At 64.0% G+C, this 14,446-nt stretch carries 14 protein-coding genes; 4 read left to right on the top strand and 10 right to left on the bottom strand.

What is annotated here, in order from left to right; genetic code table 11:
• The 4 genes from AC4NN3_RS14380 to AC4NN3_RS14365 all read right to left on the bottom strand — a co-directional run bounded on the left by AC4NN3_RS14380 (position 1) and on the right by AC4NN3_RS14365 (position 3,901).
• A complete protein-coding gene (locus AC4NN3_RS14380; RefSeq protein WP_491927766.1) occupies positions 1-1,062 on the bottom strand; it encodes an ABC transporter ATP-binding protein in 1,062 nt (353 codons plus the stop codon).
• A 5-nt stretch (positions 1,063-1,067) separates the two neighbouring features.
• Entirely contained in the window at positions 1,068-1,859 is a 792-nt protein-coding gene (locus tag AC4NN3_RS14375) for an ABC transporter permease (protein WP_491927878.1), read from the bottom strand.
• Positions 1,856-2,680, bottom strand: a complete 825-nt coding sequence (locus AC4NN3_RS14370; protein WP_491927765.1) for an ABC transporter permease — start codon at positions 2,678-2,680, stop codon at positions 1,856-1,858. Before AC4NN3_RS14370 ends, AC4NN3_RS14375 begins: the two co-directional genes overlap by 4 nt.
• A gap of 186 nt (positions 2,681-2,866) precedes the next feature.
• Positions 2,867-3,901: an ABC transporter substrate-binding protein gene (locus tag AC4NN3_RS14365; RefSeq protein WP_491927764.1), complete on the bottom strand. Its 1,035-nt coding sequence runs from the start codon at positions 3,899-3,901 to the stop codon at positions 2,867-2,869.
• Between the two features lie 352 nt (positions 3,902-4,253).
• Here AC4NN3_RS14365 and AC4NN3_RS14360 point away from each other — a divergent pair, with 352 nt between their 5' ends.
• Complete coding sequence (locus AC4NN3_RS14360; protein WP_491927763.1) at positions 4,254-4,703, top strand: FKBP-type peptidyl-prolyl cis-trans isomerase; 450 nt, start codon at positions 4,254-4,256, stop codon at positions 4,701-4,703.
• Between the two features lie 87 nt (positions 4,704-4,790).
• On the opposite strand, the gene AC4NN3_RS14355 is transcribed toward AC4NN3_RS14360, so the two are convergent.
• Complete coding sequence (locus tag AC4NN3_RS14355; protein ID WP_193337205.1) at positions 4,791-5,039, bottom strand: hypothetical protein; 249 nt, start codon at positions 5,037-5,039, stop codon at positions 4,791-4,793.
• Between the two features lie 113 nt (positions 5,040-5,152).
• Here AC4NN3_RS14355 and AC4NN3_RS14350 point away from each other — a divergent pair, with 113 nt between their 5' ends.
• On the top strand, positions 5,153-5,548 hold the full coding sequence (locus AC4NN3_RS14350; RefSeq protein ID WP_491927762.1) for a hypothetical protein: 396 nt from the start codon (positions 5,153-5,155) through the stop codon (positions 5,546-5,548).
• A 139-nt stretch (positions 5,549-5,687) separates the two neighbouring features.
• Positions 5,688-6,677 (top strand): MDR family oxidoreductase, encoded by a 990-nt coding sequence (locus AC4NN3_RS14345; RefSeq protein ID WP_491927761.1) that lies wholly within the window; start codon positions 5,688-5,690, stop codon positions 6,675-6,677.
• A 10-nt stretch (positions 6,678-6,687) separates the two neighbouring features.
• Here AC4NN3_RS14345 and AC4NN3_RS14340 read toward each other — a convergent pair whose 3' ends face one another.
• Both AC4NN3_RS14340 and AC4NN3_RS14335 read right to left on the bottom strand, forming a co-directional pair.
• A complete protein-coding gene (locus AC4NN3_RS14340) occupies positions 6,688-8,565 on the bottom strand; it encodes an ABC transporter ATP-binding protein (RefSeq protein WP_491927760.1) in 1,878 nt (625 codons plus the stop codon).
• A gap of 98 nt (positions 8,566-8,663) precedes the next feature.
• Positions 8,664-9,653, bottom strand: coding sequence for a potassium channel beta subunit family protein (locus tag AC4NN3_RS14335; protein WP_491927759.1), 990 nt, complete (start codon positions 9,651-9,653; stop codon positions 8,664-8,666).
• Positions 9,654-9,820: 167 nt separating this feature from the next.
• On the opposite strand from AC4NN3_RS14335, the gene AC4NN3_RS14330 reads away from it, so the two are divergent.
• Complete coding sequence (locus AC4NN3_RS14330; RefSeq protein WP_491927758.1) at positions 9,821-10,189, top strand: VOC family protein; 369 nt, start codon at positions 9,821-9,823, stop codon at positions 10,187-10,189.
• Here AC4NN3_RS14330 and AC4NN3_RS14325 read toward each other — a convergent pair whose 3' ends face one another.
• The 3 genes from AC4NN3_RS14325 to ilvA all read right to left on the bottom strand — a co-directional run bounded on the left by AC4NN3_RS14325 (position 10,190) and on the right by ilvA (position 13,906).
• Positions 10,190-10,891, bottom strand: coding sequence for a pyrimidine 5'-nucleotidase (locus AC4NN3_RS14325; RefSeq protein ID WP_491927757.1), 702 nt, complete (start codon positions 10,889-10,891; stop codon positions 10,190-10,192).
• A gap of 77 nt (positions 10,892-10,968) precedes the next feature.
• Positions 10,969-12,210, bottom strand: a complete 1,242-nt coding sequence (locus AC4NN3_RS14320) for an aq_1923 C-terminal domain (RefSeq protein ID WP_491927756.1) — start codon at positions 12,208-12,210, stop codon at positions 10,969-10,971.
• 187 nt (positions 12,211-12,397) lie between these two features.
• Positions 12,398-13,906 (bottom strand): threonine ammonia-lyase, biosynthetic, encoded by a 1,509-nt coding sequence (gene ilvA, locus AC4NN3_RS14315; RefSeq protein WP_491927755.1) that lies wholly within the window; start codon positions 13,904-13,906, stop codon positions 12,398-12,400.
• Between the last annotated feature and the right edge of the window lie 540 nt (positions 13,907-14,446).

The raw sequence follows: 14,446 nt of genomic DNA, 5'->3' as shown, positions 1-14,446 counted from the left end.
CTATTCCGGCGCCAGGATGGTGCATTGCTCGGGCACCGGCACCAGCCTGGCCGTGGCACCCGGTTCCAGCGGCCTTGTCAGCGCGCCATTGGCGAGCAGGGGGCCGGCGGCGGTGTCGCACTGATACTGATAGGCGCGTCCCAGATAGGTGCGCAGGCCCAAAGTGGCCGGAATGCCTTCCATCGCGCGGTCATCGGTCACCATCAGGCCGTCGGCCCGGCAGGCCAGCACGAAACTGTCGGGAATCTGGCCGAATTGCTCCAGTGACAGCGTCAGCCGCACGCCGCCACCGGCCTCGGCGGTGATCTTGGCGCCGTCGCGCGCTGTCACGCGCATCGCGATCAGGTTCTCGAAGCCGACAAAGCGCGCGACAAAGGCATTGGCCGGGCGCTGATAGAGACGCTCGGGCGTATCGAGCTGCATGATGCGCCCGGCATGCATGATGGCGACGCGGTCGGAGATCGAGAAGGCCTCTTCCTGGTCATGCGTGACATAGACCGAGGTCGTGCCATTGGCGCGCTGCAGCTTGCGGATCTCCACCCGCATGTCGACGCGCAGCTTGGCGTCGAGATTGCTCAGCGGCTCATCAAACATCAGCAGCGGTGGCTCGATCACGAGCGCGCGCGCCAGCGCCACGCGCTGCTTCTGCCCGCCCGACAGGGCGCCCGGCAGCCGCGCCGCCAGATGCGCCATGCCGACGCGCTCCAGCATGGCGTCGACCCGCTTGGCCCGCGCCGCCCCGGCAATGCCGCGCTGCTTGAGCCCGAAGCCGACATTGTCGGCCACCGACAGGTGCGGGAACAAGGCATAGTTCTGGAATACCAGGCCGATGTCGCGCTGATGCGGCGGCAATTCGGTCAGGTCGCGCCCGCCCAGGGTGATGCGGCCCGATGTCGGCTGCAGAAAGCCGGCGATCAGCCGCAGCGTCGTGGTCTTGCCGCAGCCGCTGGCACCCAGCAGCGAGACCAGCTCGCCCTCGGCGACGTCGAGCGAGAGGTTCTCCAGCACCTGGGTAGTGCCGTAATGGGCGGAGATCGACTGGAGGGAAAGGGCCTGGGTCATGATGTCTACTTGGCTAGGAAGGTGAGGCCGAGCGTGCGCTCGACGATGGCCATCACGGCAACGGTCAGCCCCATCAGCAGCACCGAGACCGAGGCAACCGTGGGATCGAAGAACTGCTCCATATGGGCCAGCAGCTGGATGGGCAGGGTCGACAGGCCCGGCCCGGTCAGAAAGATCGAGATCGAGACGTCATTGATCGAGGTGATGAAGGCCAGGATGAAGGCGGCGATGACGCCCGAGCGCACATTGGGCAGCAGGATGGTGAAGAAGGTCTTGAGTGGTGGTGAGCCCAGGCTGATCGCGGCTTCCTCGATGGAGAAATCGAACGAGGCCAGTGAGGCGCTGACCACCCGCACCACATAGGGCAGCACCAGCAAAGCATGGCCGAACAGCAGCGCCAGATAGATCGGCGCCTCGAGCTGGACGGCTAGGTTCTTGAGCAGCGAAAAGCCCAGCACCAGTTCGGGCACCAGCACCGGCAGCACGAACAGCGTCGACAGCCAGCCCGGGAGGGCAATGCGGTGGCGGTTGAGCGCATAGGCGGCGGGGATGCCCAGGATCAGCGCGATCACCGTCGCCAGCACCGCTGTCTGCAGGCTGGTGACAATCGTGCGCCGGAAGGCATCGATGGCAAAGATGTTCTCGAACCAGCGCAGCGACAGGCCCTGCGGCGGGAAGGTGAGGTAGCTGGTATCGCTCAGCGCCGAGCCGACCACGATGATCAGCGGTCCGACGAGGAAAATGAAGACCAGCACGGTGCCGGCAATCAGCAGGGGATGAATGGATCGGGTCATCAGACAGCCATCGGGTTGAGGCGGCGCGCCAGCCGGGTCATCACCAGGACGATGGCAATGGTGATCACCACCATGATCGCCGCAATGGTGGAGGCCGCGACCCAGTCAAAGGTGACCATGGCCTGCTGATACATCAGCGTGCCCATCATCATGACCTGTTCGCCGCCCAGCAATTGCGGCGTGGCATAGGAGGTAAAGCTGCCGGTAAAGACCAGCACCGCGCCGACGATAAGGCCCGGCACGGCTAGCGGCAGGGTGACCTGGATGAAGGTCGCCACCGGCTTGGCGCCCAGCGAGGCGGAAGCCTGGATCAGGTCGTCGGGGATCGATTCCAGCACGCCCACCAGGGTCAGGATCATCAGCGGCACGAAGAGATAGACCATGGCGACGATCACCGCGCCGGGCGTGTAGAGCATGGCCATTGGCTCGCCGATCAGCCCCAGATTGAGCAGGGTGGAGTTCAGGATCCCGTTCTTGCCCAGGATGATCAGCCAGGCAAAGGAGCGCACCACCACCCCGGTCAGCAGCGGAAACACCGCCGCGACGATCAGGATGGATTTGAGCCACCCCGGCGACCGCGACACGACATAGGCGGTGAGGAAACCGATCACCACCGCAATGGCCGTGGTCGCCAGCGAAATCTGGATGGTGCGCATCAGCACGGTGCGGCGGAAGCCGCTGCCGAAAAACGCGGTATAGGTGGCAAAGGGACCAGCCGGCGTGGTGAAGGTGGTCCAGATGGTTGCCAGCACCGGGACCACCAGGAACACCACGACCAGCAAGGTCGCGGGAAGGGCCAGTGTCCAGCCTGCATAGCGTTTCATTGATTTGGCCTTTCGTGACGCTTGCTGGCGCCACAACCACGATGTCACCCCGGCGCAGGCCGGGGCCCATCCTGAGATCGTGCAGTTGCCTGCATTTCAGGATGGATCCCGGCCTGCGCCGGGATGACACCGCTTGTGTCTATCGTTCAGAGCGAACGGGCGCGGCCAGGGCCGCACCCACAAATACTACATGCCGAACACTTCATTCCAGCGCTCGATCCAACCGGTCTTGGCTGCGTTGAGCTTGACGTAATCGACCCGCTGCAGGCCGGCAATCACGTCGGCGCCATAGGTCCACAGCGCTGCCTGTTCCGGCGTCAGCGTCACCGAAGTGTTCACCGGCGCATCGACACCCTGTTCGGCCAGCTGCTGCTGGATCTCGGGGCTGAGGATGAAGTTGATGAACTCATAGGCGAGCTCCGGCTCGGCCGCGCCGGTCGGGATATTGACCGTGTTCAGCGTGGCAATGGCGCCTTCTTCGAGTTCGGCCCACACGGCGGTCGGGACGGCGGCCTGGATCTGCGCCAGGGTGAAGTCCTGCGCCACGGCGGCGCTGACTTCCCCGGTCGAGAACAGGTTGATCATCTCCGAGCCGGTATTGTAGTTCTTGACTACATTGGGCTTGAGCGCTTCGACGCTGGCAAACGCCGTATCGGCGTCCTCGAAGGCATCGACCTCGGCATGGTCGCCGGCCTTGAGCACCACCATCGGGCCGGCCGTCGTGGTAATGCCCGGCAGGGTCAGCGAACCGGCCAGGTCTTCGCGCCACAGATCGTTCCACGAGGTGATCGGCGTGGTGACCTTGCTCGAATCATAGACAATGCCGACACGACCGATCGAATAGGCCGGGCCGTAGCCGCCCTGCGGATCCTTCGCCAGGTCATAGGAGCCGGCCAGGTTGGGCAGCTTGGCCGGGTCGATCTTCTGGAACAGGCCTGCTTCGATACCCAGCTGGCTATAGCTGTCGGAGAAATAGGCAACGTCCACGCCGCCGCCATTGCGGATCTGGATCTTGTTCAGGCGCTCGCCATTATTGCCGGTTTCAAACACGATCTCGCAGCCGCATTGCGCGCGGAACGGCGCCAGGATGATCGACTCGAGCTTTTCCCCGTTAAAGCCCCACCACGAGATTGTCAGCGTCTTGCCCTGGGCCATGGTGGGGGCCACGGAAAGCAACGCCACGGCGGAGACCGCGGCGGTTACGGCGAAGAATTTGTTCATTCCGGCATCCTTCAAGCGTCGCCCCCAGCTCTGGCCGGCGACAATATGATCAATAATTTTCCCAAGACCCCTAGCCTATTTTTGCAGCGAGGCCAGTGCAAGCCTAATAATTGTGCTGCTGGCTTGGGGCGGTGGTTTAGCCACCGTTATTTGCCGCCCATACAGCGCGCGGCCACCCCCTGTCACAGCTCGACGCCGCCATCTTGTGATCCCCTGAACCGCAGTTTCGGGCACCAAAAGGTTTAAATCGACCGCCTTTGCCCTATATTGGGACATGCGTCGTGCGTAATCGGGCGCGCGGCTGATCCAGTAAGGGCCCTGTTGGGCCCGCATCTTTTTTAGGAGAGCAGCCATGACCGAAGCCAATATCGAAGCAAAGACCGGCGACATTGTCCGCATCAACTACGACGGACGGCTCACCGATGGCACCAGCTTTGACAGCTCGGCCGGGCGCCAACCCCTCGAGGTCAAGCTCGGCGAGGGCCAGGTGATTCCGGGCCTCGAGGCCCATCTGATCGGCATGGCACCGGGCGCCAAGTCCACTGTCACCATTCCCTGCGACCAGGCCTATGGCCCCCATCGCGCCGAGGCCATCCAGACCGTTGATCGCGACAAGGTCCCTGCCGGTCTCGACGTCGAGGTCGGCACCCAGCTGCAGGCTCGGACCACCGATGGCAGCCTGCTGCCCATCCGTGTGGTTGCGGTTGACGACGCCACCATCAAGGTCGATGCCAACCATCCGCTGGCCGGCAAGGATCTGGTATTCGACGTCGAGCTGGTCGAAATCGTCAAGGCGGCTTAACGCGCCAGACAGCAAGAGGCGGGCGCCCTTGGGGGCGCCCGCCTCTTGAATTCTCGGGTTCAGTCCGCGCGTAGCGGCAGGTTGGGCTTAAGCCGCAACTTCCTGGCGCGGCAGCGGATAGTCTTCGGCTTCGTAAAGCGCCTTGATGGCCATGCCGTCAAAACGTCCGCCGCGGACTTCGAGGATGGTGCCACCCAGGCCTGCTTCGGGCAGTTCTTCCATGCAGAAGCGGATGGCTTCGGCAGCCTTGGCGAACCGGCGATACTGGGTCTGCTGCGACTTGGCAACACGACGGCTCGGGAACAGCTCGGCAGCGGCATTGTAGTTGAACGTCATGTCGGCTCCTTGATGGCGACAGCCCGCGAACGGGCCCGGCTTGGCTTGTGCAGCTTCTTGCGCGGCAGCGGATAATCGGGGCTCCGGTAGAGCCAGATCATCTGGTCGTTGCTGTGGCGCTGGCCGTCCAGTTCAAGGCTTGCGCCTTTGAGACTGACCGGGGCCGCCTCTTCTATGGCGAAGCGGAGGGCCTGGGCTGCGGTACGAAATCTGCGGGACCCCTGGGCCTCCGCTACGTGCCAGTCGCTGCCAAGAAAAAGCGCGGCAGGCGCCTGGAAATCAAACTGTATCATTGTCTCTCATTCGGTCCGGCATTCGCCGTGACCAGTCTTATTGTGGGGCCGCCCATCAGGCTGGCCATGCTCGAAGAACGCGACGCTGGCGCTTGTCATGCTGCCAATACGTCGCGACCGCCCGGCACCATGCCGATCGGTACAACACGCTCGCAAAAATCAGGAAAGCCGGTAGTCGGCAGCTTTGATGCGCAAAAACGTATGACGCTTATATAGGCGAGAATGCGCAATTATGCAAGTTGGACCCGTTGGCGGCGTTAACGGACGGCCTTGTCGGGGGGCATCTGGCCGCGGCGGATTGGAAAATCCACCCCGACAGGGCAGACTGCCCGCCGCTACAGGGATGGAGGCCGCCATGACGTTTCGCGCATTGCTCACCGACCGGGACGCCGACGGCAAGGTCAGCTCGGCCGTGACCGAAATCGACGACAGCCGCCTGCCCGCGGGCAATGTGACGGTCGACATCGACTGGGCTGGGCTCAACTTCAAGGATGGCCTCTGCCTGACCGGCGGCGGCGGGCTGGTGCGGACCTATCCCCACGTCGCCGGCGTGGATTTTGCCGGCACCGTGCGCGACAGTGCCGATGACCGTTACGCGGCTGGCGACGCCGTGGTCTTGACTGGCTGGCGTGTCGGCGAGACGCAATGGGGCGGCTTTGCCGAGCGCGCCCGCGTCAGCGCCGACTGGCTGGTGCCGCTGACCCATGGCCTGACGACGCGGGACGCCATGGTGGTGGGCACGGCAGGTCTCACCGCCATGCTGGCGATCAGCCGGCTCGAGGCGGCGGGCCTGGCGCCCGATGCCGGCCCGGTATTGGTCACCGGTGCGGCCGGCGGTGTCGGCTCGATCGCCACGGCCCTGCTGGCCAGTCTTGGCTATGAGGTTGCCGCGCTATCGGGGCGGCCGCAGCATGCCGAGGCCCTGACCGCGCTGGGGGCCACCAGCATTGTTGATCGCCATGCCTTCCTTGCCGAGCCGGACAAACCGCTGGAATCTGCGCGCTGGGCCGCCGCCATCGACAATGTGGGCGGTCCGGTGCTGGGCAAGCTGCTCAGGCAGATCCGCTATGGCGGCGCCGTCGCCAGCATCGGCAATGCCGGCGGCATCGACCTGCAGACCAATGTGCTGCCCTTCATCCTGCGCGGCGTGAGCCTGCTCGGCATCGACAGCGTGCTGCAGCCTTACCCGGCCCGTGTTGCCGCCTGGCAGCGCCTCGCCCAGACCCTCGACCGGACCGCCTATGGCGCCATGGTGCGTGAGATTGGGCTCGATGACCTGCCGCAAGCGGCCAAACAGATCCTGGCCGGCGAGATCAGGGGCAGGGTGATCGTGCGCCCGCGTTAGGGTCTCCGCCCTAGCGATAGCCTGCCGCCTGCAGGTCGAACAGCTCGGCATAGCGGCCGGCCAGCGCCAGCAGTTCTTCATGGGTGCCGGCTTCGAGGATCGCGCCGTTTTCCATCACCAGGATGCGGTCGGCCATGCGCACCGTGGAAAAGCGATGCGAAATGATCACGGCGGTCTTGCCGGCGGCCAGGCTCTTGAAGCGGGAGAATACTTCCGCTTCCGCCTTGGCGTCGAGCGCTGCGGTGGGTTCGTCGAGAATGATCAGCCCGGCATCGCGCATATAGGCCCGGGCAATGGCCACTTTCTGCCATTCCCCGCCGCTGAGGTCGCGCCCCTTCTTGAACAGGCGCCCGAGCTGCTGGTCATAGCCCAGCGGCAGCTTGGCAATCACCGCATCGGCCAGGCTCCGCTCGGCGGCATCCTCAATGCGCGCCATGTCCTGCTGTGCTTCGATGCGGCCCACCCCGATATTGTCGCGCGCCGAAAAGCTGTAGCGAATGAAATCCTGGAAGATCACCCCGATATGGGCGTGGATGTCGCTCACGGTAAAGTCCTTGAGATCAATGCCATCCACGGTGATCCGGCCCTCGTCGGGGTCATAGAGCCGGGTCAGCAGCTTGACGATCGTGGTCTTGCCGGCGCCATTCTCGCCCACCAGCGCCAGCGTCTCCCCGGCCCTCAAGGTGAAGCTCAGATGGCGCAGCGCCCAGGTCTCGGTATCGGGATAGCGGAAGCCGACATCCTCGAAGACAATGCCGCTGCGGATCGGCTCCGGAAACGGCTGGGGCGCCGCCGGCGACACGATGCTCGGTTCTATCTCGAAGAACGAGAACAGATCGTCCAGATACATCGACTGCCCGGCAATCTGGGTAAAGCCCAGCAGCAGCTTCTGGAACAGCCCGTTGAGCCGCAGGAACGAGCCCGAGAGAAAGGCCAGGTCGCCGATCGAAAAATCGCCAATGATGGTGCGCCAGACGATAAAGCCGTAGGCGCCGTAATAGGTCAGCGTCGAGATCGCCGAGAACAGCGCGCCCCAAAAGGCGCGCTGCATGGCGATGCGGCGGTTGTCGAGGAAAATGCCCTGCGCCAGCGTCTTGAACCGCTCGATCAGGAAGCCGCCCAGCCCGAACAGCTTGATCTCCTTGGCCGTTTCGGCGCTGGCCCCGACATGGCGGATATATTCAAGCTCGCGCCGCTCCGGCGTGCGCCAGCGGCTGAGCATATAGGCCAGCGTATTGAACCGTGCCTCGCCCCAGACCGCCGGCGCAAAGCTGATCGGCAGCAGCAGGATCAGCCAGGGCGCATAGACGAACAGCCCCGCCGCCAACGTCGCCACGGTGATGATGTCCTGCGCCTGGCCGAACATCTGGCTGAGCAGGGCATTGCGCCCCGCCGCCTGCCGGCGCGCGCGCTCCAGCTTGTCCTGGTATTCCGCCGATTCAAAATGCACCAGGTCCAGCCGCGCGGCATGCGCCATCAGCTCGACGCTGACGGTGTTGGAGTGCAGCTCGGAGAGCACCGCGTCGACCAGTCCGGTAATTCGGCTCAGCAGGTCCGAGACCAGCACCAGCCCGAGCTCAACCGCCAGCAGCACGGCCACCGGTGTCAGCAGCCCGCTGGCCCACCAGTCGACAAAAGCCGGGCCCGGCGCCGGCACTGTGGTCAGCGCCACCACCGCGTCGATCAGCAGCTTGCCGACATAAAGCATGGCGATCGGCTGCAGCGAGGCCACCAGCCGCAACCCGATGCTGGCGGCGGTGAGAACCTTGCTGGTGCGCCAGATCTGCGCAACCAGGCGCCCGAGATGGCGCAGATTGTCGATGCGCTCGCGGAAACTGGGAGTGGTTTCGGAAATGGGCGGCGGACGGCGCCCGGGAAGGTCGGTCATGTTGTGATGATAGCCGGGTCCGTCGGGGCGGGGAATAGACAGGCACGTAATTTGCGGGCCTTCCCCTCACCCGAACCGGGCGAGGGGAAGGCAGGAGCTTAGTAGGTTTCGAAGGGCTTGGGCTTGTTGCCCATGATGGCTTCGATCTTCTCGATCACGTCCGGCGTCAGCTTGGCCTTGGAGCCTAGCGCCGACAGGTTGTCGGCCAGCTGGCTCTTCTTGGAGGCACCCAGGATCACCGTCGACACATGCGGATTATGCAGGCACCACAGCAGTGCCAGGTGGTGGATCGGCAGGCCGATATCCTTGGCCAGGCCGGCCAGCTGTTTGACCTTTTCGAGCTTGGCCTGACCCTCGGGGCTGGTCCACGCCTTCTTGAGCCATTCATAGCCGGGCAGGTTGAAGCGGCTGTCCTCGGGTATGCCGTCATTGTATTTGCCGGTCAGCGCGCCCGAGGCGAGCGGCGACCAGATCGTCGTGCCCAGGCCCATCCGCTCATAGAGCGGCAGATAGTCGTGCTCGACCTTTTCACGGGTGAACAGGTTATATTGCGGCTGCTCCATCACCGGTGCGGTGATCTTGAAATCGCGCGCCACGGCCCAAGCCTCGGTCAGCTGCTGGGCGTTCCACTCCGATGTGCCCCAATAGAGAATCTTGCCCTGGGTAACCAGATTGTGCATCGCCCAGACGGTCTCTTCGATGGGCGTCTCGATATCGGGGCGGTGGCAGAAATAGAGGTCGAGATAATCCACCTGCAGGCGCTTCAGCGCCGCATGGCAGGCCTCGGTGACATGCTTGCGGCTGAGGCCCTTCTGCGTCGGCTTGCTGCCGCCCCAGAACACCTTCGAGGAAACGGCAAAGCTGTCGCGGCTCCAGCCGAGATCCTTGAGCGCGGCGCCCATCAGGGTTTCCGACTCGCCGGCTTCGTAGCCTTCGGCATTGTCGAAAAAATTGACGCCCTCATCATAGGCCAGGCTCATCAGCGCCATGGCTTCGCTATGGTCGACCTGCTTGGAGAAGGTGACCCAGCTCCCCAGCGAGAGTTCGCTGACCTTGAGGCCCGATTTGCCGAGACGACGATATTCCATGAGAATGTCCTGCTGTTGCGCGGCGCCGGGCCGCCCTCCCTCCATCGGTAATTGCCGATGGATTTCCCGGTCATACGCCCGGGCCACCAGCCTGTAAAGCCGCGGATGGACGCTCTGGTTCCAGAGGTCTAGACTACGACATCGTCCTGTCCCGCCGGAGCGCTGCCATGCTCAAGGATATCGATTCCGCCGCCATCCTTGCCGTCACCACGCTCGATCGGGCCCGGCACTTCTACGGCAATATCCTTGGCCTCGACCTGCACTCGGACGACGGCAATGTGCTGGTCTATCGCACCGGCACGACACGGCTGATGATCTACGTCTCAGAATATGCCGGCACCAACCAGGCCAATGCCGTGGTCTGGGGCGTCGGCCACCAGTTCGACCCCATCATCGCCGATCTGCAGGCAAAGGGCGTATTGTTCGAGCATTATGACATGATGGAGCGGGACGGGGATATCCACATCGCCGGCGCCTTCAAGGCCGCCTGGTTCAAGGACCCGGACGGCAACCTGCTGCATCTGAACAATATGTAGTCAGGGCCGCTCGCGCAGGAAGCTCGCCAGGTCGTCGGTGATGTGATGCACATGCGGGCCGACGGCGCGGCCGAGTTCCCAGGCTTCCACCTGCTCATGGATGAAGTCGGGTCCGGCAACGACCTGCACCGTGGCCATGCCGACGTCATGGGGCACCATCAGGTTCTTTTCCAGGTCGTCGAACATCACCGCCTTGGTGGGGTCGATGTCATGCAGGGCAAAGAAACCGTCATAGGCCTGCTTGAGCGGCTTGGGCTGGTAATCCATGGCGCGGATATCGTGCACATGCTCGAACAGGTGGGCGGCGCCCAGCCTGGCCAGCACGGCGCGGGCATGGCCGGTATCGCCATTGGTCAGGATAAACTTGCGGCCGGGCAGGGCCTCGATCGCTGCCACCAGGTCCGGATGCGCGTCGACCGGCGCATAATCGATGGCATGCACGGTATCGAGGAAATGGTCGGGATCGACCTTGTGCTGGTGCATCAGCCCGTTCAGCGTGGTGCCGAAATCGCGGTAATAGCCCTTCTGCAGCGCCCGCGCCGCGTCGAATTCGAGCTGCGTCAGCGCCATCACATAATGGGTGATCTTGATGTCGATCTGCGCGAACAGGTTGCAGCTGCGCGGATAGAGCGTGTTGTCGAGATCGAACACCCAGTCGGTGACGTGATCGAGGCTGCGAATGGTCGGGGTCAGGGAGTTCATGCGGCGACTATGCCAGAGATTGTTGAATTTTGCGTCAAACGATTGCGGGAGCGGCGCGAACGCCGCTCCCCACTGGCCTATTCAGCCGGCATATTGGCTTCGATGACCAGGCCCAGCGCCGTGATCAGCCCGGCCGGGTTGGCGGCAGCCGCCATCAGCACCAGCGCCGAGGTCGGCGAGGGCGGCGCCACCTTGATTTCGAGGCTTTCCGGATTGTCGAGGAAGGCGCTGACCGGTGGTACCACGACATCGGTCAGGGCCGGAATGCCGGACTGGGCGACCATGGCCGGCAGCGCCGACTTGAGGCCTTCCACAAAGCTGGCGCGGTCAGCACCCGACTCCGCGGCGTAATAGTCCAGCAGCTTGCCGACGAGGCCCGCATCGTCATAGCGCACCGAAGCGCCCACGATCGACACGCCCTGCATGATGGCCATGCCCTGCATCATCTGGGCCTGCGCCATTTCCTCGGTCATCTCGCCACCGGCCGCCATATTGGCCTGCATGGTGTTGAACTGCTCGAGCACTTCGGGGGTCACGCCCGTCACGTCGGCGGTGACGTTGAGCGCGCCCTGCTCGGCAAAGTCGAACAGGAATTCGGTGATGTTGAGATGGCCATCGGCCATCGACCAGGTCATGTCCTGGCTGATATCGCCCGCAATATTGGTGAGGCCCAGGGCCTCGATGACCGCGCCCGCTTCGGGATCTTCTTCGCCCACGCTGGACAGGTCGGCCACGATGCCATTGATGGCCAGGGTCGACGACAGATCCACCAGATCGGGGCCCTGTGCGGGATTGAAGGTGGAGGCAGCCTCGAAGCTCGCATAGGAGATGACTTCGGCGCCATCGCGCAGCACCGACAGCGGGCCGGTGCTGATCGCGCCGATCAGCTGCAGGCTGGCGATCGCTGGCACGGTGTCGCCGCCGGGCAGATAGAGGTCGCTGATCTCGATATCGGCCAGGCTGAGATTGCCGATCGGCTCGGCGGCAAATTCGGTATCGATGTCGGGAATGGTCAGGCTGTCGGCGCGATAGCCGCCATCGGGCAGTTCGCTGACGCCCGAAAAGGTCAGCTCGGTATCGAACGTCATCGGCTCGGTCGGACCATCCGGGCCCGTCAGACTCACGGTGGCGCCCTCGACGGTAATAGTATCGCCATCCAGCGTCGCGGCGCCGAATTCGATGTCATAGCCGAGGCTGCCATAGACGGTGGCAAAGCGATCGACGAAGGCCTGGGCTTCAAGCGCACTGGCTTGTCCGATCAGCGCGACGCTGGCGACGCCGCTCAGCAGCATCAGGGTGATTGTCTTGGTGGTCCTCATGGTCGTCTCCGGCTGTTTTTTGGTTTGATTGTGTCGGGCAGGCGAGATGGGCAGGCGCTTGGCAGTCTCAGGCAGGTGGCGTCTCGTCCTTGCAATTGCAATAGAAACTGGTCGCAAATGGGACGGCGCGCACCGGGAGCAGCAAACTAGTGTCGCTGTATTTCATCCCGAAGACAGCGTCGGGCCGTCACAGGAACTGCCGATAGGCCGGATTGTCGGTCTCCTCCCAATAGGGAAAGCCGACCGCATCGATATGGGCAATGAAGTCGGCGCGGGTAGGTTCCGGCACCTGCACCCCCACCAGCACGCGACCATAGTCGGCCCCATGGTTGCGGTAGTGGAAGAGCGAAATATTCCACGCGTCATTGAGCCCTTCAAGAAATTTCAGCAGCGCGCCCGGCCGTTCGGGAAACTGGAAGCGGTAGACCACCTCATCATGCAGGTCGTTGACCCTGCCGCCCACCATGTAGCGGACATGCAGCTTGGCCACTTCATTGTCGGTCATGTCGGTGACCTTGAGGCCGTTACCGGCCAGCAGCGCGATGACGGCATGCTTTTCCGCCTCGCCGCCGGTCAGCTTGATGCCGACAAAGATGGTGGCGCTGGCGCCATGGGCGAAGCGGTAGTTGAACTCGGTGATCGAGCGGGGCCCCAGCAGGCGCATGAAGGCGCGGTAGCTACCCGGACGCTCGGGGATTTCCACCGCCAGCAGCGCCTCGGCGCGCTCGCCGATCTCGGCCCGTTCGGCCACATAGCGCAGCCGGTCGAAATTGACATTGGCGCCCGAATTGATGGCGATCAGCGCCCCTTCCGGCGCCACGCCCTGCTCGACCTGCCGGCGCAATCCGGCGAGAGCCAGGGCCCCGGCCGGTTCGGCAATGGCGCGGTGGTCATCGAAAATGTCCTTGATCGCCGCGCAGATCTCGTCGGCCGTGACCGTGACGATGTCGTCGAGCAGCTCGCGGCAGATGCGGAAGGTTTCCTCGCCCACCTGGCGCACGGCGACGCCGTCGGCAAACAGGCCCACCTGGTCGAGCGCCACCGGATGACCCGCGGCAATGGCCGCCTGCATGCTGGCGGCCTCTTCGGGCTCGACGCCGATGATGCGGATCTCGGGGCGCAGGAACTTGACGAAGGCGGCAATCCCGGCGGCCAGGCCTCCCCCGCCGATCGGCACATAGATCGCCCCGATCGGCCCCGGATGCTGGCGCAGCAGTTCCATGCCGATCGTGCCCTGTCCGGCGATCACGTCCGGATCGTCGAACGGATGCACCACCACATAGCCGTGCTTTTCCGCCAGACTGGCAGCATGGCCACGGGCGGCGTCGAACCCGTCGCCGAACAGCACCACCTCGCCGCCGCGCTTGCGCACCGCATTGATCTTGATCGCCGGGGTCGTGGTCGGCATCACCACAATGGCGCGGATGCCCAGTCGATTGGCCGATAGCGCCACGCCCTGGGCATGGTTGCCGGCCGAGGCGCAGATCACGCCACGGGCACGCTCTTCGGGGCTGAGCTGGGCAATGCGGTTATGCGCGCCGCGGATCTTGAAGGAGAATACCGGCTGCATGTCCTCGCGCTTGAGCAGCACATCGACGCCCAGCCGGGCCGACAGCATTGGCATGCTGTCGAGCGGGGTTTCCTCGGCGACTTCATAGACCGACGAGGTCAGAATGCGGCGGACATAGTCCTGCATGGCGGGCACTCCAGTGGTGACCGCGAGACACGCCGCGCCGACAGATTTGTCAACACCCGTCCATGCCAAGGCGCCGCCTGAATGCGGTTGTCACGGGAGAGCGGACCCCGAGACGGGTTTCGCCTCTGGTAAGTTAAAGTAGTGAGACGGAAACCGCCCCATGGGCCATTCGAGCGTAGCTCTTATGGCCTTCTCGCCTAAAATCGCTCCACCGGAGCGATTTTACCTTCGGCACGGTTCGAAGGGCGCCGGTTTTTGGAACTGTTCGGTCCTAGGGGTCGCTCGCCCTGTCGCAACCGAAGCGTGGAACCTGTGGGAGAGGCAAAACCCCCACCCGGCTCACCCCACCACTGTTCGCCTGCAGGCCGCCGCATGGGTGATGGGAAGAGCGTGCCACAGATTTTGGGAGGGGGGATTAGCGGTATAGGTCGCCTCGACCATTGCTCCTGCCCAATGCGTCACGCCGGCCACGCCAACAGCTGCGAGCAGGTGGTCACAGGCAATAGCGGGCGCTGGCCGGCAAGATCCAGTAGCGCCCCG

The organism is Devosia sp. MDV22-iso42 (assembly GCF_058629155.1).
The sequence above is the reverse complement of the archived record's forward strand: the minus strand, read 5'-3'. Positions and strand labels throughout refer to the sequence as shown.

Excerpts from the sequence above, each read along its gene's own strand:
- AC4NN3_RS14330 (WP_491927758.1), top strand. The coding sequence starts at position 9,821 with ATGCTCAAGGATATCGATTCCGCCGCCATCCTTGCCGTCACCACGCTC.
- ilvA (WP_491927755.1), bottom strand. The coding sequence starts at position 13,906 with ATGCAGGACTATGTCCGCCGCATTCTGACCTCGTCGGTCTATGAAGTC.
- AC4NN3_RS14365 (WP_491927764.1), bottom strand. The coding sequence starts at position 3,901 with ATGAACAAATTCTTCGCCGTAACCGCCGCGGTCTCCGCCGTGGCGTTG.
- AC4NN3_RS14345 (WP_491927761.1), top strand. The coding sequence starts at position 5,688 with ATGACGTTTCGCGCATTGCTCACCGACCGGGACGCCGACGGCAAGGTC.
- AC4NN3_RS14335 (WP_491927759.1), bottom strand. The coding sequence starts at position 9,653 with ATGGAATATCGTCGTCTCGGCAAATCGGGCCTCAAGGTCAGCGAACTC.
- AC4NN3_RS14370 (WP_491927765.1), bottom strand. The coding sequence starts at position 2,680 with ATGAAACGCTATGCAGGCTGGACACTGGCCCTTCCCGCGACCTTGCTG.
- AC4NN3_RS14380 (WP_491927766.1), bottom strand. The coding sequence starts at position 1,062 with ATGACCCAGGCCCTTTCCCTCCAGTCGATCTCCGCCCATTACGGCACT.
- AC4NN3_RS14325 (WP_491927757.1), bottom strand. The coding sequence starts at position 10,891 with ATGAACTCCCTGACCCCGACCATTCGCAGCCTCGATCACGTCACCGAC.
- AC4NN3_RS14340 (WP_491927760.1), bottom strand. The coding sequence starts at position 8,565 with ATGACCGACCTTCCCGGGCGCCGTCCGCCGCCCATTTCCGAAACCACT.
- AC4NN3_RS14320 (WP_491927756.1), bottom strand. The coding sequence starts at position 12,210 with ATGAGGACCACCAAGACAATCACCCTGATGCTGCTGAGCGGCGTCGCC.
- AC4NN3_RS14360 (WP_491927763.1), top strand. The coding sequence starts at position 4,254 with ATGACCGAAGCCAATATCGAAGCAAAGACCGGCGACATTGTCCGCATC.
- AC4NN3_RS14355 (WP_193337205.1), bottom strand. The coding sequence starts at position 5,039 with ATGACGTTCAACTACAATGCCGCTGCCGAGCTGTTCCCGAGCCGTCGT.